Source organism: Acinetobacter sp. ASP199 (assembly GCF_022700675.1).
Lineage (GTDB): Bacteria > Pseudomonadota > Gammaproteobacteria > Pseudomonadales > Moraxellaceae > Acinetobacter.
Map to the genome: position 1 here is coordinate 549,045 of NZ_CP062182.1, position 18,934 is coordinate 567,978.

Below are 18,934 nucleotides of genomic sequence, written 5' to 3' on the forward strand. Positions count from 1 at the left end.
TTTTTATGGCTGGAAAAATCTATTAAACCTGATAGAAATCCCGATACCAGTCAACAAACTGCTTTACGCCATCTTCAACAGAAACTGAAGGTTTATAACCTACGCTTTGTTCTAAAGCAGAACTATCTGCAAATGTATCTGGTACATCGCCTGGCTGCAGTGGAAGTAAGTCTAGAATGGCTTCTTTACCGACTGCTTTTTCAATGGCACGGATATATTCAATCAGTTTGACTGGCGAATTATTTCCGATGTTAAAGATACGGAACGGGGCATTGCTGGTTGATGGATCAGGATAATTGCTATCCCAGTCTGGATTTGGTGCAGCAATCTGGTCACTGGAACGGATCACACCTTCAGCAATGTCTGCGACAAAGGTGAAATCACGGGTATGATTGCCATGGTTAAAGACTGGAATGGATTTGCCTTCAATAATATTCTTGGTGAACTTGAATAATGCCATATCCGGACGGCCCCAAGGACCATATACGGTAAAGAAGCGCAGCCCTGTCGTTGGTAGTTTGAATAAATGGCTATAGCTATGTGCCATCAATTCATTGGCGCGCTTTGTTGCTGCATAGAACTGGATTGGATGGTCGACCCCATGCTTTTCACTAAAAGGCATAGTAGTGTTGGCACCATAGACACTACTGGTGCTGGCATAGGTCAGATGTGGCGTTTTAGCATAGCGGCAGGCTTCAATAATATTGGTAAAACCGACAATATTACTTTCCACATAGCTCATCGGGTTTTCAATTGAATAACGTACACCTGCTTGTGCTGCCAGATGAATCACGCGATCGAATTGATGTTCCTGAAAACACTTTTCGACAGCAGCTTTATCTGCAAGGTTGGCATGAATAAAATTGAACTGCCCTGACTGCTGTTCTGCAGTTTGAATTAGCAGATCTACACGTGCTTGTTTTAAAGCTGGATCGTAGTAGTCATTCATGTTGTCGAAACCGACGACATCATCACCACGTTCTAAAAGCTTTTTAGAAACATGAAATCCAATAAAACCTGCTGATCCAGTTACCAGAATTTTCATTCATCGCCTCCAAAAATATCACGTGTATAAACTTTATCCTCAACATCACTCAGATCTTTGGATTGACGATTGGTGATAATCACATCCGCTTGCTGTTTAAAAGCTTCTAAATCAGTAATCACTTTAGATTTAAAGAACTCAGATTCCTTTAATGTCGGCTCATAAACAATAACTTCAACCCCCTTTGCCTTAAGACGCTTCATCACACCTTGAATGGCTGAGGCGCGGAAGTTATCTGAACCACTTTTCATGACCAGTCGATAAATCCCGACCACAGATGGATTCCTTGCCAAAATGGAATCGGCAATGAAGTCTTTACGGGTGCGGTTAGAATCCACAATGGCCTGAATCAGATTGCTAGGTACCTGGCTATAGTTCGCCAATAACTGTTTGGTATCTTTTGGTAGGCAGTAGCCGCCATAACCAAAGGAGGGGTTGTTATAGTGGTTGCCAATTCGCTGATCCAGACAGACACCTTCAATAATTTGCTGAGTATCCAAACCGAAAGTTTGTGCATAGGTATCCAGTTCATTGAAGAAAGCCACGCGCATAGCGAGATAGGTATTGGCAAATAATTTGATTGCTTCAGCTTCGGTTGAGTCAGTAAACAGAACAGGACTGTCTTTTTTGATTGCCCCTTCAATCAGCATGTCTGCGAATTGTTGAGCACGCTCTGACTTCTCTCCAACAATAATACGTGATGGATAAAGGTTATCGTGTAATGCCTTGCCTTCACGCAAGAACTCGGGAGAGAAAATAATATTTTCTGTATTAAATTTCTCTTTTATAGTTTTGGTGAAGCCTACCGGAATGGTGGACTTAATAATCATGACCGCTTGAGGATTGATCTCGGTCACATCACGAATGACGCTTTCAACGCTTTGGGTATTAAAATAATTAGTTTTAGTATCGTAATCAGTAGGTGTTGCGATAATGACAAAATCTGCGTTCTGATAGGCATCAAATTTGTCAGTTGTTGCACGGAAGTTCAGTGGCTTTTCACTTAAAAAAGTTGAAATGTCAGGATCCTGAATTGGGGAAATCTTCTGATTCAACATTTCAACTTTATTATCAATAATATCTAATGCCACGACTTCATGATGTTGTGAGAAGATCATGGCATTGGAAAGGCCGACGTAACCGGTGCCTGCAACTGCTATTTTCATATCAACCTGATTATGTGTTTTTAATAGGGAAGCCAGAGCTCAAGCCAATATTGGGTGTTCTCAAGGCGATTTCACATCATACCATAAAGTATTTTTGAGTATGATGAAGGTGTTGAAAAGCAGGGGAGTAACTTTGCTTTAGAGATGGTATGATAAGGCGCAGAATGCTGGTGGAAGATGAATACATGCAGGAAAACGTAAACGACTCACTGTCAGGTCAGACGAATACACCGTCTGAACAGAATATTGTGCTATGTATGAAGTGGGGCACCAAATATGGAGCAGAGTACGTCAATCGTTTATACAATATGGTCAAGCGTCATACTACGGTTGACTTTAAAATGGTGTGCCTGACAGACCGTACTGAAGGGATTGATCCTGCAGTTGAATGTTTTCCCATTCCACCATTAGCCCTGCCAGCAGGTAGCCCTGAACGTGGCTGGAATAAGTTATCAACCTTTGAGCCTGATTTATATGGCTTAAAGGGGAATGCGCTTTTCCTCGATTTAGATGTCGTGATTGTCGATAATATCGATAGCTTCTTTACCCATCCGGGTGATTTCCTGATTATTCATGACTGGAAGCGTCCATGGCGTATTACCGGAAATAGCTCGGTTTATCGTTTCAAGCTGGGAGCTTTCCCTGGTTTGATGCCATATTTCCGTAAACATTTTGATGAAATCCGTCAGAAGTTTCGTAACGAGCAGGCTTATTTATCCTGGTATGTTGATCAGGAAAAGAAACTGAGTTATTGGCCGGATTCTTGGTGTAAGAGCTATAAATATCACTGTCTGCAAAAAATTCCTATGGCTTATTTTAAGCCACCGGTGAAGCCTGAAGGTGTCAAAATTATTATTTTTCATGGTGAAATCAATCCACCAGATGCCATTAATGGTGGCGGGGGCAAATGGTACCGTTATGTGTTGCCATCGCAATGGATCAAAGATGCATGGCAATAATTATTAGATGTAATAATTAAGCAATCAGGTACCTATTTTAAGTGATAAAGTGAATGCAGCAGATTGATATTGTAATTGCCTGGGTGGATGGCAATGATCTTGAATTAAAAAAGAAACGGCATAAATATCTGACTGGAGAAGATGCATCAGACGCAGTCAGTGATACCCGTTTCGCCAGTGATAATGAAATCTACTACAACATTGCTTCAATCCTGAAATATGTACCTTTTTGCCGCCATATTTTTGTAGTAACTGATAATCAGCGTCCAGAATTTATTGATGAATTTGCTGCGCAAGGCTTATGTTCTTCCGATAAAATTCGTGTCGTCGATCATCGTGAAATTTTTAGAGGTTATGAGCAGCATTTGCCAACTTTCAATACCCGCTCGATCGAAAGTATGTTGTGGAATATTGAAGGATTATCAGACTACTTTATTTATTTAAATGATGATTTTTTCTTTAATTCAACTGCGCAGCCAGAAGATTTTCTAAACGGTAATAGTTTGGTGATTTATGGTCACTGGCAAAGCAGTTTTGCGCTGAAGACAAAGTTGAAATATCGTCAATTTTTGCAGCGCCAATTTGGCAAGCCGATTCAGCCCAAGCATATGATTGCACAAATGCTGGGTGCGGATATCCTGGGTTTTAAAAAGTTTTTTGAAATTCATCATTACCCGCATATCGTCGATCGTCATGCCTTAAAGGATTATTTATTGGCTCATCCACAGTTGCTGGAAACCCAGATTAAATACAAGTTCCGCAGTGTAGAGCAGCTTAATCCCATTTCACTGATGAATCATATCAAGATTCAAAAGCAGCAAGCTGAGCTGAAGCCTGATATTGAATTGGCTTATCTGAAAAATGAAAGTAGTCTCGACAGTTTCGTTTCAGCTCTAGATAATCCTGCAATAAAATATGGTTGCATTCAGAGCCTGGATCAATTGAATCCAGCAGAAGCAAAACAGGTAAGTGATGCCATGCAGCAAAAACTGGCTGGTTATTTACCTAATTCACTTTTGGTTTAGAGGTTCATGATGAAAGTAATCACTTATCTGATAAATCTGGATGGTAGTCATGAACGGCTTGAGCGGGCAACGCAGCAGCTAGAGGCTGTAAACTGGCCTTTCGAGCGTTTTTCTGCGGTCGATGGTCGTGGTAAAGCGTTAACTGAATTTGCCAACTATGATGATCAAGGTGCGCAACAGATTTTAGGTCGTAGCCTGATGAACTCGGAATTAGGGTGTTATTTGAGTCATTATGGCTGTGCAGAGAAATTTCTGAATACTGATGCAGATTATCTGGTTGTGCTTGAAGATGACATGAAGATCAATTTAGATTTCAAGTTAAAACTGGATGGTCTGTTTGCGTATCTTGAACAGCATCAGGATTTAGACTGGTATTTAATCAATATTGCAGCTAAAAAGAAAAAACTGGCGAAGGATATTACCCAGATCGAAGATATGAGTGTATGGCATGCATTCTATTTCCCGATCCGTGGTTTAGGTTTAATCTGGTCACGTCAGGGTGCTCAAGCATTTATAGAAGCAGGTAAGAACATGAATATGCCTGTCGATATTTTCTTTCAGACCTGGTTGAGTAAAAATGGAAAGGGATTAGGTGTATGGCCTGCGTTAGTTCAACCTGCAGGTTTAGACAGTGATATTCTGGGTACCGTAGCCTCACAAGGTGTATCGCGTAAGGCAAAAGAAAATCGTGGCCTATCACATGGTTTAAAGAAGCAGAAGCGGATGTGGCGTGACCGCTATTATGCCCTTAAACACTTAATGGCTTCAAAGTAAGTAAATCTGTATGAAAAACATTGTAATTAGTCTTAAAACAGCTGATGCTCGTCGTGAGCATATTCAGAAAGAATTTGGTAAACAGAATATCGGTTTTGAATTTTTTGATGCATTGACACCGGATTTAGCAAAACCGCTGGCTGAAAAAATGGCACTAAAAGTGCACGAAGATTTTCTGACTTCTGGCGAGTTAGCCTGTTTTATGAGTCATGTATCGATCTGGCAAAAAATGGTAGATGAGCAGATTCCTTATTTGGCTGTATTTGAAGATGATGTGTATTTGGGAGAGAATGCTGCTGATTTATTAAATGATTCAGATTGGATTCATGCAAGTTGGGACATCATTAAAACAGAAGCCTTTGCTGATAAAGTTTTTTTAAGTGGTAATAAGGCTGATGTTACTCATGGAGCACGTCAGATTGTCCGTTTAAAAGGAAAAAATTTGGGTACAGCAGGCTATATTTTAAGTCTGAAGGGTGCACAAAAATATTTGGACTATGTGCATCAGATTCAGTTAATTCCTCTGGATCAAGTCATGTTTGATGAATTTATCCGAGAGGAAGTTCATCCTGTTTACCAGATGACACCAGCATTATGTATTCAGGAAATGATGCTTTTTCCTGAAAAGAAAACTGTACTCTCAAGTGATTTGCTTGCTGAACGTAAAGCACGTATGCGTAAGCAAAAGAAAAAAGGCTGGGCGAAAATTCAGCTTGAGATTTTGCGTGTGCTGAAGCAAGTGAAATATGCTTTAGTTGGTCAACGAGTAGAGTTTAAATAAAGTTAAGCCAACAGAAAATGAAGGTTTGGATAGACTTGTTTAAAAGCATTAAATATAAATGTGATGAAATGATAGGAATAGCTTGAAATGCGTATTTTAGTAACTGGTGGTGCTGGATTTATTGGTTCAGCTGTAATACGTCATATTATTGAAAACACTCATCATCATGTTTTAAATGTAGATAAACTTACTTATGCTGGAAATTTAGAGTCATTAGGCCTAGTTCAACAAAGTGATCAATATCAATTTAGTCAAACTGATATTTGTGATGAGACTGCAATTGAAGCACTCTTTCATGAATTTCAGCCAAATGTTGTAATGCATCTCGCTGCTGAATCGCATGTGGACCGTTCTATTGATGGTCCGGCAGCCTTCATGCAAACCAATATTATCGGTACTTATACTTTGCTTGAGGTGGCCCGAAAATATTGGCTGAATCTTGATGAACAAACAAAAAAGAATTTTCGTTTTCATCATATTTCGACAGATGAAGTTTATGGAGATTTGGAAGGAACCACAGATCTATTTACTGAAACAACTCCCTATGCGCCAAGTTCGCCGTATTCTGCAAGTAAAGCAAGTTCAGATCATTTAGTTCGCGCATGGCACAGAACTTATGGTTTGCCTGTAATATTGACTAACTGTTCAAATAACTATGGTCCATTTCACTTTCCTGAAAAGTTAATCCCATTAGTAATTTTGAATGCACTCGATGAAAAGCCATTACCAATTTATGGTAATGGCCAACAAATCCGAGACTGGCTATTTGTGGAAGATCATGCAAGAGCTTTATATAAAGTGGTGACTGAGGGACGGGTGGGAGAAACTTATAATATTGGTGGTCACAACGAAAAAAGAAATATAGAAGTAGTAAAAACCATTTGTACTATACTGGATGAATTAAAGCCTAAAGCAGATGGGCAATTATATGAATCCTTGATCACTTTTGTGAAGGATCGCCCAGGTCATGATCTGAGATATGCAATTGATGCCAGTAAAATCAAAAAAGAATTAAACTGGAGTCCTCAAGAGACCTTCGAAACAGGTATCCGAAAAACTGTTGAATGGTATCTGAATAATCTGGAATGGTGCCGTCGTGTGCAAGATGGCAGTTACCAGCGTGAAAGATTAGGTGTAAATATATAATGTCAAATCAAACTAAAGGAATCATATTAGCTGGTGGTTCAGGTACGCGTTTATACCCAATTACCAAAGGGGTATCCAAGCAGCTATTACCAATTTACGACAAGCCAATGGTTTACTATCCACTCTCGGTACTTATGCTTGCAGGAATTCAGGAAGTTCTGGTGATTAGTACACCAGAAGATATTGATGGGTTTAAACGTTTGCTGGGTGATGGATCACAGTTTGGTATTCGATTAGAGTATGCGATTCAGCCAAGTCCAGACGGTTTAGCGCAAGCATTTATTATTGGTGAAAAATTTATTGGAGATAGTAATGTCTGTCTAGTTCTAGGCGACAACATTTTCTATGGCCAAGGTTTTACCCCAATGCTAAAAAAGGCTGTTAGCCGAGCTAAAGGTGCAACAGTATTCGGTTATCAAGTAAAAGATCCTGAGCGTTTTGGTGTGGTTGAATTCGATGAACACAAGCGGGCGGTGTCACTAGAGGAAAAACCTAAACATCCAAAATCAAATTTTGCAGTGACAGGACTCTATTTTTATGACAATGATGTTGTTGAAATTGCTAAACAGGTCAAACCTTCTGAGCGTGGCGAATTAGAAATTACCACTGTGAACCAAATGTATTTGGAACGTGGGGATTTAAATGTGGAACTACTTGGACGTGGTTTTGCGTGGTTGGATACAGGCACACATTCAAGTTTATTGGAAGCAGCTCAGTTTGTAGAAACCATTGAAAAGCGTCAGGGTTATAAAGTTGCCTGTCTAGAAGAAATTGCTTTGAATAATGGCTGGTTAAGCAAAGAAAAAGTGTTAGAAATCGGTCAAAGCATGAGTAAAAATGATTATGGGCAATATTTGATGTCTTTAGTGCGTGAAAGTTTATGAGTCTTGTGCAATTAATTGATTTACCGGATTTAAGTGATGAACGAGGTGGGCTTGTCGCACTTGAATCAATGCAATCCATCCCTTTTGAATTGAAACGTGTGTATTATATTTTTAATAATACGCAAAATTCTCCCCGTGGATTTCATGCACATAAAAATTTAAAACAGGTGGCTATCTGTTTGCATGGTCAATGTCGTTTTGTTTTAGACAACGGTTATCATAAAGAAGAAGTTGTACTGTCATCGCCAACCAAAGGACTTTTGATCGAAAGTTTGATGTGGCGAGAAATGTATGATTTTTCAGAGGATTGTGTTCTTTTGATATTAGCTAGTGAGCATTTCAGTGAAGCGGATTATATACGTAATTATTCAAGTTTTCTAAAGGCAGTGCAAAATGCAGTTTGATATCAATCAACTTAAAGCCAATACAGTCCATTTTCGTTTAGTAGAGGAAAGTAATGCTCACTTTATTTGTGAGTTAAGAAGTGATCCTAATCTTAATAAACATATTTCTCAAACTTCTACTTTAGTTGAAGAGCAAAAAAAATGGATTAGGAATTATAAGGATAGAGAAAAAAAAGGTCAGGAGTATTATTTTATTATTTGTCGAAATGATAATAATCTTCCTATTGGTACTGTTCGCTTATATGACTTTCAATCTTCTTCTAATTCTTTTTGTTGGGGAAGTTGGATTTTGAATGAAAATAAAACTCGTTATGCTGCTATTGAAAGTGCATTGCTAGTATATAAATTAGCTTTTGATCACTTGAAGTTCGATCAATCTCATTTTGATGTGCGTAAAGAAAATATAAGTGTACATAATTTCCATATGAGATTGGGGGCAAAACATATTGATGGAAATGAGCTAGATAATTTTTATATTTATTTTTCATCAAAATATTATGAAATTCTGAATGATTATCAAAAGTTTCTAGGCCAATAAATGCAAACACTAAATATTGAAAATATTAAAGTAGGCGATAGAGCTGAATTAAAGCGAAGTTTCTCTGCTGAGGATGTTCAAAGATTCTCACGACTTTCTGGAGATACTAATCCTGTGCATCTTAACGAGGAGTATGCGAAGAACACTATATTTGGTTCTAGAATTGTACATGGAGCATTAGCATCTAGTATTTTCTCAACTATTTTTGCAACTACTTTACCAGGTCCTGGATGTATATATTTAAAGTCAGAGAATAAGTTTACTAAGCCTATTTATCTTAATGATTTTGTTGATTATTACGTGGAGGTTGTCGACGTAATAAAAGAGAGAAAAAAAGTTGTATTTGAAACTGGTGCATTTATAGACGGTAAGAAATGCATATCAGGTACAGCAGAGTTATATATTCCAGGTGAATAATTGAATTATGATTTCATTTTTAGATTTAAAGCAAATTAATCATCAGTACGCCGAAGAGCTAAAGGCTGCATGTAATCGTGTCATTGATTCTGGATGGTATATTGGTGGTCAAGAATTAGAGAAATTTGAACAGAATTTTGCAGATTATTGTGAGACTAAATTTGCTATTGGTGTTGCCAATGGTTTAGATGCTCTAATTCTTACCTTACGAGCATGGAAAGAGTTGGGCAAACTCAAAGATGGTGATGAAGTCATTGTGCCGGCGAATACCTATATCGCAAGTATTCTCGCAGTTACAGCCAATCATTTAATACCTGTTTTGGTAGAGCCAGATGAAAATAGTTTTAATATTTCGATTGAAGCAATACGAGCAGCAATTACTCCAAAAACAAAAGTGATTTTACCTGTTCATTTATATGGACAATTAGCAAATATGTCTGCAATTATGCAAATTGCACAACAGCATAATTTGTTAGTATTAGAAGATTCAGCTCAGGCACATGGAGCTGAAGTTGAAGGTAAAAAAGCGGGTAATTGGGGAGATGCAGCAGGTTTCAGTTTTTATCCAGGGAAGAACTTAGGTGCATTAGGTGATGCTGGTGCCATCACTACTAATGATGCAGAGTTAGCGCAAACTTTAAAAGCTTTGCGTAATTATGGATCCTATGAGAAATATAAAAACTTATTTGTAGGCGTAAATAGTCGTCTTGATGAAATTCAAGCAGCGATGCTTGACGTAAAATTAAAATATTTAGACGATGAAGTTCGCCGTCGTAGAGCTGTTGCAGCGCAATATATTGAAGGAATCGATAATCCTTTAATTTCACTACCATTGCAAAATATCAGTGCTGTGGAATATTCACAACATGTATGGCATCTTTTTGTCATTAAAAGTGAGAAAAGAGATCAGCTAAAAGAATATTTACAACAGGCAGGCATTCAAACACTCATACATTATCCAATTCCTCCGCACAAACAACAGGCATATTCTGGACTTAATTATTTAAGTTTCCCAATTACTGAAAAAATTCATGAACAAGTCCTGAGTTTACCTATGGGACCTACTTTACAGGCTGATGAAGTACAGAAAATTATTGCAGTATGCAATACTTTTGAAGGATGAGATAATGAATACATCACTACCATTGGTGACAGTTGTTATTCCAAGTTATAATCATTCTAAATATATTCAACAAAGTATTCAGTCTGTTATTGATCAGACTTATGCTCGCATTGAATTAATAGTCATTGATGATGGTTCGCAGGATGATTCTGTTGCGCGTATTGAGGTAATGCGACAGTTATGTGAGAAACGCTTTGAGCGATTTCTATTTATCACTCGTGAGAATAGAGGGCTGAGCAAAACTCTCAATCAAGGTATTGCTTTAGCTAATGGAGAATTTTTTAGTACAGTTGCTTCTGACGATATTATGCTGCCAGAAAAAACTACTATCCAAATTGAAGCAATTACTAAAAATACAAATATTGCTGCAATTTTTGGAGCGCATCAGCTTATCAATGATGATGGGGATGTTGTAAAAGTAAAAGAGAATGCGCGTTACCGTGAGTTCACATTTCAAGAAATCTTCTTTCATCAACATGATATTCCAGCTTCGTCCCAGCTCATTGACTTAAAGCTTCTAAAAGAAATAGGAGGTTATAATGAAAATACTAAAGTTGAAGATTGGGATTTATGGCTCAGACTCACTGAGCATGATGCTAAATTAATTTATCTCCCTGAAATAATCGTTGGTTATCGAATGCATGAGACGAATCTTAGTAGAGATAAATCACTCATGTTTGAGGAAGTATTTAAAATTTTGCAACAATATAAGGATAAGAAAGGATATCCTTATGCAGAATATAAAGTGTATAAATTTTATAAAATACGGCCTGCCAAGGAGAAGAGTTATATAAACTATCTTCTGTTAAGAATTAAATACTCTATAAGTTATTTAATTAAATCTATTTGCGAAAAAAAATAAGTCGGATCAATTTCTCATGATTAGACAAATTTTATTGAATTATGCAGCATCGAAAGATTTTAACTTATCAGGCTTTTTTGTAACTTTACTCAAGTTGAAAAAAATTTATATTAAAAAAATTGTTTGGTTAGATCAATTGCCCAACGATAACCTACAGATGCTAGCAGGCGATGAGAGGTGTGTGAGTTATTCTCCTCAATTGCCTGAACAGCAAGAGTTATTTAAATTTACTGAAAAATCGATACAATTATATAAATTTGATCATGTTTTAATTAATATTACTTCATCTTGTATATTATTACGAGCCAACAACAAGATGATTGTCGAGCGAGTAGAAGAAGCACCTATAGAATACTCAGATTATTCTGCAGGTTTTGTTAAAAAGCATAATTCTGATACAGCCTTGGTAAGGTTAAATCAAAAAAGAATTAAAATGAATAACGTTCTTTACCTAGGGGGAAACGGTTGTTTTAACTATTATCATTGGCTTATTGAGATTATCCCTAAACTTTTATATCTCAACAATGATATTCTTGCTGAGTATCAAATAGACAGTATTCTATGTGATATATCTGCTCAAAGAATAGAATCTTTTGGAAAGATATTAAATATAATTTTGACAGAGAAAGGTATTGATCTTCCAATCAAATATGTAAATAGAAAAAATGATATTGAATTACAACGTATACTTTATGTTAATAATTTTAATAACCTAGTTTTTAATAGTAAGATTCGTTTATCTGGTGTCGAATACTCTCATTTTTATATTAATAGTTTAAAAAAACTTAGAAAAATTCTTATTAATGCAGTGAATAAAAAAGACTTGGGTTATAAAAAAATATTTTTGGCTCGAAAAGAGAGTCAAGTACGTTTTTATAATCAAGCTGAGGTGCTAAGTTATTTTATCTCTCAGGGATTTAAACCTGTTTATCTAGAAGAATATTCATTTGAGGAACAAATTTCATTATTTACGCATGCTGACTTTATCGTAGGACCGAGTGGTGCTGCATGGTCAAATATCATTTTCTGCAAAGAAGGGTGTCAAGGAATGAGTTGGTTACCTGAGCGCTTATCAGAGTTTTCAGCTTTTTCTTCACTGGCAAAAATTTTTGGCTGTGATTTAAAATTTATTTTGACTGATCAATCTGAGAACAAACAAGATATTCATTCGAATTATGTGATTAATATAAATAAACTTATTGAGCTCTATACACAGATGACAACTGTAAATTGAAGTTTAAAATTTATTCTTTGTCAGGATTCCCTTTTAATACCATATAAATCAAACCAACAAAAATCAGGAAAGCACCAATAATGCTACTTAAGCAGAAGTAGACAATACGGTCATTGGTATCTAAGGAGAACAGATTGTTGGCAAGGATATAGCGCATAAATAGCCATTGAACGACTGAAAACACAATTAGCATGATGCCACGATTACGGACAGCAGGACGCATCGCCATGGGAGACAATCCCTATCTTAAAAGAACGTTAAGATTATGCCATTTTTAGGGCGGAATCTCAATTTAATCTATTTTCCAGAATTAAGAGTTAGCTAACAAATGCTTATGAAATTTGATTTAAGCTTTATAGGGGTTGCGATTACCAAAACAGTTTCTAAAGCGTTTATAAGACCAAATATACTGTGCCGGTACTACTGCAATCATCTGTTCCATATGTTGATTCAGGCAGAGTACGCTAGTTTGTATATCTTTAGATATAATATCCTTTGATACAGCACTACAGTGAATATCAAAATGACCAGCACGCTTGGTTCGAAGGCAGCTTACACCTACAACATTGCATTGTGTTTTTTGAGCTAGCTTAGGAACAATGGTTCCTGAGAGAACATTTTGCTTAAAAAAATCTGCATAGATGCCCCCCGAAGGCTTAGGAAGATGATCTGGCAAAATAACAGTGAGGCCACCTTGTTTTAAATGTTTAAATATTGCTCTTATCCCAATTTCATCTGCAGGGACTAAAATTGCATTTGTTTTTTGGCGAGCCTCCAAAATATAACGATTGATAGTTTTATTTCTATTCGGCTTATACATAATCATGGGTTGTGTTTGTGTGCAAAGCCACGCATTAAGTAATTCCCAGCTTCCCAAATGTGGCACAATAACAATGATGCCTTTTTTCTCATTGATAGCATTATTGAAATGCTCAATTCCATGAATTTTATTGATACGTGAAAGAGCGTAATCAATAGGCATTCCCCAAAACTTAATGCATTCTAAATAACTTAAACATTGGCTTTGAATGCTTTCTCGAATGATTTTTTTCTGTTGTTTTGGATTCAGTTCAGGATAAACCAGTTGGATATTAATCTGTGTTATACGATGAATAGATGAGTTGGTTTGATATAGAAGCCAAGCAACCAGGTACCCAAGCGATTGTAATATGCGTAAAGGTAATAGAGCTAAAAAAGTTAATAGAAAATACATGTTAAAGAAGACTCTTTTGTTAGGCAATTTTGTTAGTAAAAATTATATAAGTGCCTAAAAATCTAAGAGATTATCAAAAATAGCAAAGCAACTTAATGGCTAAATAAAATAAGGTGAAATAATTAGCTTAGGAAAATTCATCTATATTTTCATATTGAAATGATAATATTTTTTATGCTCAAAGCTTTGGCTAAAACTATCAAAAAATGAATTGCTAAAATCGCGATAAAAAAGCCCTGCACAGAGCAGGGCTTTTCACATCAGTCGCTAAAAATTATTTTGCTTCTTCAGCTTTTGGTTTTTCGCGTAAACGAATACCAAGGTCACGCAATTGAGTTGATTCAACTGGCGCTGGAGCTTGAGTCAATGGACATTCAGCAGTTTTGGTTTTCGGGAAAGCAATTACGTCACGGATTGAAGATGCACCTGTCATCAACATTACCAGACGATCAAGACCGAATGCCAAACCACCGTGAGGAGGCGCACCGAATTTCAACGCATTTAACAAGAAGCTGAATTTCTCTTCTGCTTCTTCTTCACCAATACCAAGCGCTTCAAAGATCGCTTTTTGCATTTCTAGGTTATAAATACGAAGTGAACCACCACCAATTTCAGTACCGTTCAATACCATATCATAAGCAACTGAAAGCGCAGCACCTGGATTGTTCTTCACTTCTTCCACGCTTGATTTTGGTAGCGTGAATGGGTGGTGAACAGACGTCCATTTACCATCATCAGTTTCTTCGAACATTGGGAAGTCAACCACCCAAAGCGGTGCCCACTCACAAGTTGCAAGCTTCATGTCATGACCGATTTTTACACGAAGTGCACCCATCGCATCATTTACAACTTTTGCTTTGTCCGCACCAAAGAATACGATGTCGCCATTTTCAGCGCCAACACGTTTCAACAAATCAAGCACGATTGGCTCGATGAATTTAACGATTGGAGACTGAAGACCTTCAATGCCTTTTTCAAGTTCGTTGACTTTGATATACGCCAAACCTTTCGCGCCATAGATGCCTACAAATTTAGTGTATTCATCAATCTGGCTACGTGGTAATGAACCTGCACCCGGTACGCGAAGCGCAACGATACGGCCTTTAGGATCTTTAGCAGGACCTGCGAATACTTTGAACTCAACGTCTTGCATCATGTCTGCAACGTCAACCAGTTTCAAAGGAATACGCATATCCGGTTTATCAGATGCATAGTCACGCATGGCATCTGCATAAGTCATACGTGGGAATTTGTCGAATTCAACGTTTAGAAGTTCTTTGAACATCTTCACGGTTAATGTTTCCATCAAATCCATGATGTCATCGTCACTCATGAACGATGTTTCAACGTCGATCTGGGTGAATTCAGGCTGACGGTCTGCACGCAAGTCTTCATCACGGAAACATTTGGCGATTTGGTAGTAACGATCAATACCACCCACCATCAACAACTGTTTAAATAGCTGTGGAGATTGTGGAAGTGCATAGAAGCTACCATTTGATACACGGCTAGGTACTAAATAGTCACGTGCACCTTCAGGAGTCGCGCGAGTTAAGATCGGAGTTTCAACGTCTAGGAAACCATTTTCTTCGAAGTAGTTACGAATCAGGTTAGTCAGTTTAGAACGGAAACGTAAACGGTCTAACATTTCAGGGCGACGGATGTCCAGGAAACGGTACTTTAAACGTACTTCTTCAGAAATGTTGGTATTTTCGTCATTCAATGGGAATGGCGGAGTTTCAGAAGCAGCAAGAACTTCGATTTCTTTACCAAGAACTTCGATTTGACCGCTGGTGATATTTGCGTTTTCAGTCCCTGCATAACGACGACGTACGCGGCCTGTAATTTTTAATACAAATTCTGAACGTGATTTGTCGGCAGTTGCGAATGCTTCAGGAGTATCTGGGTCAATAACCACTTGAACAAGACCGTCACGGTCACGCATGTCAAGGAAGATTACACCACCGTGGTCACGGCGACGGTGAACCCAACCGCATAATGTTACGGTTTGGTCAATTTGAGCTTCGGTTAATGAACCGCAGTAATGAGTTCGCATCATAGCGTTAAAAATCCAACTATATGGTTTAAGGTCAGCGAATACGTAAACAGCGTACCGCTTTTCGTAAAGGTAGGATTATGCCTCTTTGGGCATATAGTCACAAGAACCTGGGTCAAAAACAATATTATTTTAAAGTGAATAGACGAAAAGCCAGCGCTTTATCTAACCCATCCTGCGACCTCTGTCTAAAAATAAAAACAGTAAACAGCCTAGGCTGAATGTGATTAGGAAGCCCTGACTAAATTCATTAATAGATCGTCCAGTAAAATAGTAGAGATCTGATTGCCAGACGTCTGTAGGAATATAGCGTGCATAATCCCAGACTGAAAACAGAGCGGTTAATATAGAAAAGAAAAATAAGCCTCCGGCAAATGATTTGATTTTCAGACTGACTGCGAGATATTGGCGATGCTTTTTATAGTAGTGCACACTCATCCACAGCATAAACGGCAAAACAATCACGGACGTACCGATCTGTAAAATCCGGTGCAGCGGATAACTTTGTCCAAATAACTGAAACTGTTGCGCTAAGATTTCATGGAAGGCAAAAGTCCGAAAATCGACGTGGGTCAGACCATCCCAGATTAAATGAGTGGCTGTGCCGATGATCAGTGCCAGACACATCGCCAAGATAAATCTTATAACTGAAAGTATATTGTGAATCTTTAAATCATGCTGAATGCCGATGAAACGGTAAATTACTGGCCGGTAAACCAGATACCAGATGCTACAGAAAGCCAGCCCAATCCAGAGGTCTGGATGAATCAGCGAAGACCATAAATGCGTGATATTTGAATTGCTCGAAGTAAAGAGTCGATGTAAATCGGGCACCATACAGCCAATCGCCATCGCAGCAATCGGTAGCCGATTACCGCTTAAACGTGAAATAGGTGGAGCAAGCACAGCATGCGATAAGGTAAAGGGCATAAAAATAATGTTTTAATGTAATAAAAAAATATTCAAAAAGCATTCTAATAAAATATATCACTGGTTATCGTAAACGATTGCAAAAATAATGAAATGTTATATTATAACATTATTCTATTTTAGTCATTTTGAGCTTGGGTCATGTCTTTTCATAAGAATTTAATAACACTCTCTATTTTTGCGGTTATTACGCCATCAGCATTCGCACAACAAGAAGAAGCGACAGTAGCTGTACAAACGCTGGAAACCATCCAGGTTCAGGCCCATCCATTGATACAAACCGCAGCAGATTTTGCGGTTGCAGATCAGGTCGTGAATCAGAAAGCGTTGTCTGAACGTGCTACCACCATTGGTGATGCCTTGGCAGATGAATTGGGTGTCTATTCAAATCAGTTTGGTACAGGTGCAAGTCGTCCGGTCATTCGAGGTCAGGATGGCCCACGTGTGAAAGTGTTGCAGCATGCTTCAGAAACTGCTGATGTTTCGACCTTGTCTCCGGATCATGCTGTCACCGTTGATCCGATTCTGGCGAAACAGGTAGAAGTGATTCGCGGTCCATCTACATTACTTTACGGTGCCGGTACAGTCGGTGGGTTGGTGAATGTCACCGATCAAAAAATTCCGACCCAAATGCCGGCAGATGGTCTGGAAGGTACAGTCGGCCTGCGTTATAACTCAGGTAGTGACGAAAAACTGGCAAGTGCTGGTGTGACAGCGGGTATTGGTGAAAACTTTGCTCTACGTGTAGAAGGTTCAAAACGTAAAGCTAATAACTATATTGCTCATGCAGGTTATTTCACAGAACATTCTCATCATGAAGAAGATGAAAATGGAAATGAAATTGAAGAAATTCATCGTGAAAAAGCCCGCCGTGTAGATAATACCTTTGCAGAAGGACAAACAGTCAATATTGGTGGATCATGGATTCATGATCGTGGTTTTGTTGGTCTATCTTATAGCAACCGTCAAGACCAATATGGTTTGCCAGGGCATAGTCATGAATATCATGACTGTCATCCACATGGTAATGAATTGCACTGTGGCGGACATGGCCCAGCACCGCAACCAGATCCAAATGCAGTTGAAGAAGAACACGCACATGGTGGTCCATGGGTTGATCTGGAATCACATCGTTATGATATGCGCACTGAGTTAAATAACCCATTTGCCGGTTTTGACAAGTTGCGTGCCCATGCCAGCTTTACTGACTATGAGCACGATGAACTGGAAGAAAATGAAGTCATTAGTAACTTTAAAAGTAAAGGTTATGATGCTCGTTTAGAACTTGTGCATAAACCAGTCGCTGGTTGGGAAGGGGTCATTGGTACTCAATATAGCCAGCAAAAAATTAATCTTGCCGGTGGTACAGAGGAACATGAGGGCCATTCCCATAGTAGTGTTCTGATGGCAGATACCAAAACTGAAAAATATAGTTTATTTGGTCTTGAGCACAAACAGATCGGGGATGTGCATGTTGAACTCGGTGCACGAGTAGAACATCAAAAAATTGATGTGGATTCAACTCAAAAAAATTACTCAGATACCGGTGTTTCAGGTTCAGCAGCAGCCAATTGGGAATTTGCGCCAAACTATAAGCTTTCTGTGGTTGGCTCGCATCAGCAACGTTTGCCTTTGGCGCAAGAACTTTATGCAGATGGGGTTCACTTTGCCACCAATACTTATGAGCGTGGGAATCAGGATTTAGATGTTGAGAAATCAAATAATCTTGAATTAGGTCTGCATTATGAAGGCGATAAGCTAGACTATCATGTGCATGTCTATCACAACTGGTTTGATAACTACATTTATGGTTCAACGACTGATAGTGAAGGTGACTTCCGCTTGGTCGACTATACACAAGACAAAGCTCGATTCTATGGTACGGAAGCACAAGCTGGTTATCAGATCAATGACATGTATAAGCTCAGTGTCTTTGGTGACTATGTGCGCGGTAAAATCGAAGGCGAGAATGCCCCACGTGTACCGGCAGGTCGCTTAGGCACCAAAGTCGAAGCAGACTTTGCCGATGGCTGGTCAGGTCTGGCTGAGTATTATCATGTCTTTAATCAGGACAAGATCGCCAGTTATGAAGATGAAACCCAAGGCTACAATATGGTTAATCTTGGCCTAAGCTATGCCAATACGATTGCCGATAAAAATGCTTATCGGGTGTATTTCAAAGCCAATAACTTGCTGGATGATCAGGTCTATTCTCATACCTCTTTCCTGTCAAATATTCCGCAGGTCGGGCGTAACTTTACTGTTGGCGTACAGTATGATTTCTAATAAGCTAGATGAAATAATCGACTAAATCAAATAGATGTCACTGAAATCTACTTGAAAAATCATAAGATTAAACCTAGCCTGAGCCTATTGG

The 18,934-nt window shown here is 38.3% G+C and carries 19 protein-coding genes; 13 read left to right on the forward strand and 6 right to left on the reverse strand.

All coding sequences use genetic code 11. The annotated features are described in order from the left end of the window. Nucleotides 1–22: 22 nt before the first annotated feature. Together IHE35_RS02545 and IHE35_RS02550 are read right to left on the reverse strand one after the other, a co-directional pair. Nucleotides 23–1,045 carry an NAD-dependent epimerase gene (locus IHE35_RS02545; protein ID WP_242789127.1) on the reverse strand — a complete coding sequence of 341 codons (1,023 nt, stop codon included), beginning with the start codon at nt 1,043–1,045 and terminating at the stop codon, nt 23–25. Then, complete coding sequence (locus tag IHE35_RS02550; RefSeq protein ID WP_242789141.1) at nt 1,042–2,211, reverse strand: nucleotide sugar dehydrogenase; 1,170 nt, start codon at nt 2,209–2,211, stop codon at nt 1,042–1,044. The genes IHE35_RS02545 and IHE35_RS02550 overlap by 4 nt, the downstream gene beginning before the upstream one ends. A 185-nt stretch (nt 2,212–2,396) precedes the next feature. On the opposite strand from IHE35_RS02550, the gene IHE35_RS02555 reads away from it, so the two are divergent. The 12 genes from IHE35_RS02555 (at nt 2,397) to IHE35_RS02610 (ending at nt 12,358) form a co-directional block, all read left to right on the forward strand. Further along, nucleotides 2,397–3,170, forward strand: a complete 774-nt coding sequence (locus tag IHE35_RS02555) for a glycosyltransferase (protein ID WP_242789935.1) — start codon at nt 2,397–2,399, stop codon at nt 3,168–3,170. Between the two features lie 53 nt (nt 3,171–3,223). Next, nucleotides 3,224–4,195, forward strand: coding sequence for a stealth family protein (locus IHE35_RS02560; protein WP_242789142.1), 972 nt, complete (start codon nt 3,224–3,226; stop codon nt 4,193–4,195). 9 nt (nt 4,196–4,204) lie between these two features. Beyond that, on the forward strand, nt 4,205–4,969 hold the full coding sequence (locus tag IHE35_RS02565; protein ID WP_242789936.1) for a glycosyltransferase family 25 protein: 765 nt from the start codon (nt 4,205–4,207) through the stop codon (nt 4,967–4,969). A gap of 10 nt (nt 4,970–4,979) precedes the next feature. Beyond that, nucleotides 4,980–5,750, forward strand: coding sequence for a glycosyltransferase family 25 protein (locus IHE35_RS02570; protein WP_242789144.1), 771 nt, complete (start codon nt 4,980–4,982; stop codon nt 5,748–5,750). Between the two features lie 87 nt (nt 5,751–5,837). Continuing rightward, on the forward strand, nt 5,838–6,896 hold the full coding sequence (rfbB, locus tag IHE35_RS02575; RefSeq protein WP_242789146.1) for a dTDP-glucose 4,6-dehydratase: 1,059 nt from the start codon (nt 5,838–5,840) through the stop codon (nt 6,894–6,896). Continuing rightward, on the forward strand, nt 6,896–7,780 hold the full coding sequence (gene rfbA, locus IHE35_RS02580) for a glucose-1-phosphate thymidylyltransferase RfbA (protein ID WP_242789148.1): 885 nt from the start codon (nt 6,896–6,898) through the stop codon (nt 7,778–7,780). The genes rfbB and rfbA overlap by 1 nt, the downstream gene beginning before the upstream one ends. Continuing rightward, nucleotides 7,777–8,184 (forward strand): FdtA/QdtA family cupin domain-containing protein, encoded by a 408-nt coding sequence (locus IHE35_RS02585; protein WP_004813056.1) that lies wholly within the window; start codon nt 7,777–7,779, stop codon nt 8,182–8,184. The genes rfbA and IHE35_RS02585 overlap by 4 nt, the downstream gene beginning before the upstream one ends. Beyond that, nucleotides 8,174–8,722, forward strand: a complete 549-nt coding sequence (locus IHE35_RS02590) for a GNAT family N-acetyltransferase (protein ID WP_004889958.1) — start codon at nt 8,174–8,176, stop codon at nt 8,720–8,722. The genes IHE35_RS02585 and IHE35_RS02590 overlap by 11 nt, the downstream gene beginning before the upstream one ends. Next, nucleotides 8,723–9,139 (forward strand): MaoC family dehydratase, encoded by a 417-nt coding sequence (locus IHE35_RS02595; protein ID WP_004813054.1) that lies wholly within the window; start codon nt 8,723–8,725, stop codon nt 9,137–9,139. A 7-nt stretch (nt 9,140–9,146) separates the two neighbouring features. Further along, nucleotides 9,147–10,262, forward strand: a complete 1,116-nt coding sequence (locus IHE35_RS02600) for a DegT/DnrJ/EryC1/StrS family aminotransferase (protein WP_242789150.1) — start codon at nt 9,147–9,149, stop codon at nt 10,260–10,262. 4 nt (nt 10,263–10,266) lie between these two features. After that, nucleotides 10,267–11,124: a glycosyltransferase gene (locus IHE35_RS02605; RefSeq protein WP_242789152.1), complete on the forward strand. Its 858-nt coding sequence runs from the start codon at nt 10,267–10,269 to the stop codon at nt 11,122–11,124. A gap of 16 nt (nt 11,125–11,140) precedes the next feature. Beyond that, nucleotides 11,141–12,358, forward strand: a complete 1,218-nt coding sequence (locus tag IHE35_RS02610) for a glycosyltransferase family 61 protein (RefSeq protein WP_242789153.1) — start codon at nt 11,141–11,143, stop codon at nt 12,356–12,358. Between the two features lie 10 nt (nt 12,359–12,368). On the opposite strand, the gene IHE35_RS02615 is transcribed toward IHE35_RS02610, so the two are convergent. The 4 genes from IHE35_RS02615 to IHE35_RS02630 all read right to left on the reverse strand — a co-directional run bounded on the left by IHE35_RS02615 (nt 12,369) and on the right by IHE35_RS02630 (nt 16,557). After that, on the reverse strand, nt 12,369–12,587 hold the full coding sequence (locus IHE35_RS02615) for a hypothetical protein (RefSeq protein ID WP_242789155.1): 219 nt from the start codon (nt 12,585–12,587) through the stop codon (nt 12,369–12,371). Between the two features lie 117 nt (nt 12,588–12,704). Continuing rightward, nucleotides 12,705–13,571, reverse strand: a complete 867-nt coding sequence (locus IHE35_RS02620) for a lysophospholipid acyltransferase family protein (RefSeq protein WP_242789157.1) — start codon at nt 13,569–13,571, stop codon at nt 12,705–12,707. 274 nt (nt 13,572–13,845) lie between these two features. After that, nucleotides 13,846–15,630 (reverse strand): aspartate--tRNA ligase, encoded by a 1,785-nt coding sequence (aspS, locus tag IHE35_RS02625; RefSeq protein WP_242789159.1) that lies wholly within the window; start codon nt 15,628–15,630, stop codon nt 13,846–13,848. A 162-nt stretch (nt 15,631–15,792) separates the two neighbouring features. After that, the gene (locus IHE35_RS02630; RefSeq protein WP_242789160.1) at nt 15,793–16,557 is read right to left on the reverse strand and encodes a DUF4184 family protein; all 765 of its coding nucleotides are present in this window, start codon (nt 16,555–16,557) and stop codon (nt 15,793–15,795) included. 141 nt (nt 16,558–16,698) lie between these two features. On the opposite strand from IHE35_RS02630, the gene znuD reads away from it, so the two are divergent. Continuing rightward, the gene (gene znuD, locus IHE35_RS02635; protein WP_242789162.1) at nt 16,699–18,843 is read left to right on the forward strand and encodes a zinc piracy TonB-dependent receptor ZnuD; all 2,145 of its coding nucleotides are present in this window, start codon (nt 16,699–16,701) and stop codon (nt 18,841–18,843) included. Nucleotides 18,844–18,934: the final 91 nt, after the last annotated feature.

Bases quoted from the DNA above. Each gene is read 5' to 3' on its own strand.
- IHE35_RS02545 (WP_242789127.1), bottom strand. From the start codon at position 1,045: ATGAAAATTCTGGTAACTGGATCAGCAGGTTTTATTGGATTTCATGTT.
- IHE35_RS02550 (WP_242789141.1), bottom strand. From the start codon at position 2,211: ATGAAAATAGCAGTTGCAGGCACCGGTTACGTCGGCCTTTCCAATGCC.
- IHE35_RS02555 (WP_242789935.1), top strand. From the start codon at position 2,397: ATGCAGGAAAACGTAAACGACTCACTGTCAGGTCAGACGAATACACCG.
- IHE35_RS02560 (WP_242789142.1), top strand. From the start codon at position 3,224: ATGCAGCAGATTGATATTGTAATTGCCTGGGTGGATGGCAATGATCTT.
- IHE35_RS02565 (WP_242789936.1), top strand. From the start codon at position 4,205: ATGAAAGTAATCACTTATCTGATAAATCTGGATGGTAGTCATGAACGG.
- IHE35_RS02570 (WP_242789144.1), top strand. From the start codon at position 4,980: ATGAAAAACATTGTAATTAGTCTTAAAACAGCTGATGCTCGTCGTGAG.
- rfbB (WP_242789146.1), top strand. From the start codon at position 5,838: ATGCGTATTTTAGTAACTGGTGGTGCTGGATTTATTGGTTCAGCTGTA.
- rfbA (WP_242789148.1), top strand. From the start codon at position 6,896: ATGTCAAATCAAACTAAAGGAATCATATTAGCTGGTGGTTCAGGTACG.
- IHE35_RS02585 (WP_004813056.1), top strand. From the start codon at position 7,777: ATGAGTCTTGTGCAATTAATTGATTTACCGGATTTAAGTGATGAACGA.
- IHE35_RS02590 (WP_004889958.1), top strand. From the start codon at position 8,174: ATGCAGTTTGATATCAATCAACTTAAAGCCAATACAGTCCATTTTCGT.
- IHE35_RS02595 (WP_004813054.1), top strand. From the start codon at position 8,723: ATGCAAACACTAAATATTGAAAATATTAAAGTAGGCGATAGAGCTGAA.
- IHE35_RS02600 (WP_242789150.1), top strand. From the start codon at position 9,147: ATGATTTCATTTTTAGATTTAAAGCAAATTAATCATCAGTACGCCGAA.
- IHE35_RS02605 (WP_242789152.1), top strand. From the start codon at position 10,267: ATGAATACATCACTACCATTGGTGACAGTTGTTATTCCAAGTTATAAT.
- IHE35_RS02610 (WP_242789153.1), top strand. From the start codon at position 11,141: ATGATTAGACAAATTTTATTGAATTATGCAGCATCGAAAGATTTTAAC.
- IHE35_RS02615 (WP_242789155.1), bottom strand. From the start codon at position 12,587: ATGGCGATGCGTCCTGCTGTCCGTAATCGTGGCATCATGCTAATTGTG.
- IHE35_RS02620 (WP_242789157.1), bottom strand. From the start codon at position 13,571: ATGTATTTTCTATTAACTTTTTTAGCTCTATTACCTTTACGCATATTA.
- aspS (WP_242789159.1), bottom strand. From the start codon at position 15,630: ATGATGCGAACTCATTACTGCGGTTCATTAACCGAAGCTCAAATTGAC.
- IHE35_RS02630 (WP_242789160.1), bottom strand. From the start codon at position 16,557: ATGCCCTTTACCTTATCGCATGCTGTGCTTGCTCCACCTATTTCACGT.
- znuD (WP_242789162.1), top strand. From the start codon at position 16,699: ATGTCTTTTCATAAGAATTTAATAACACTCTCTATTTTTGCGGTTATT.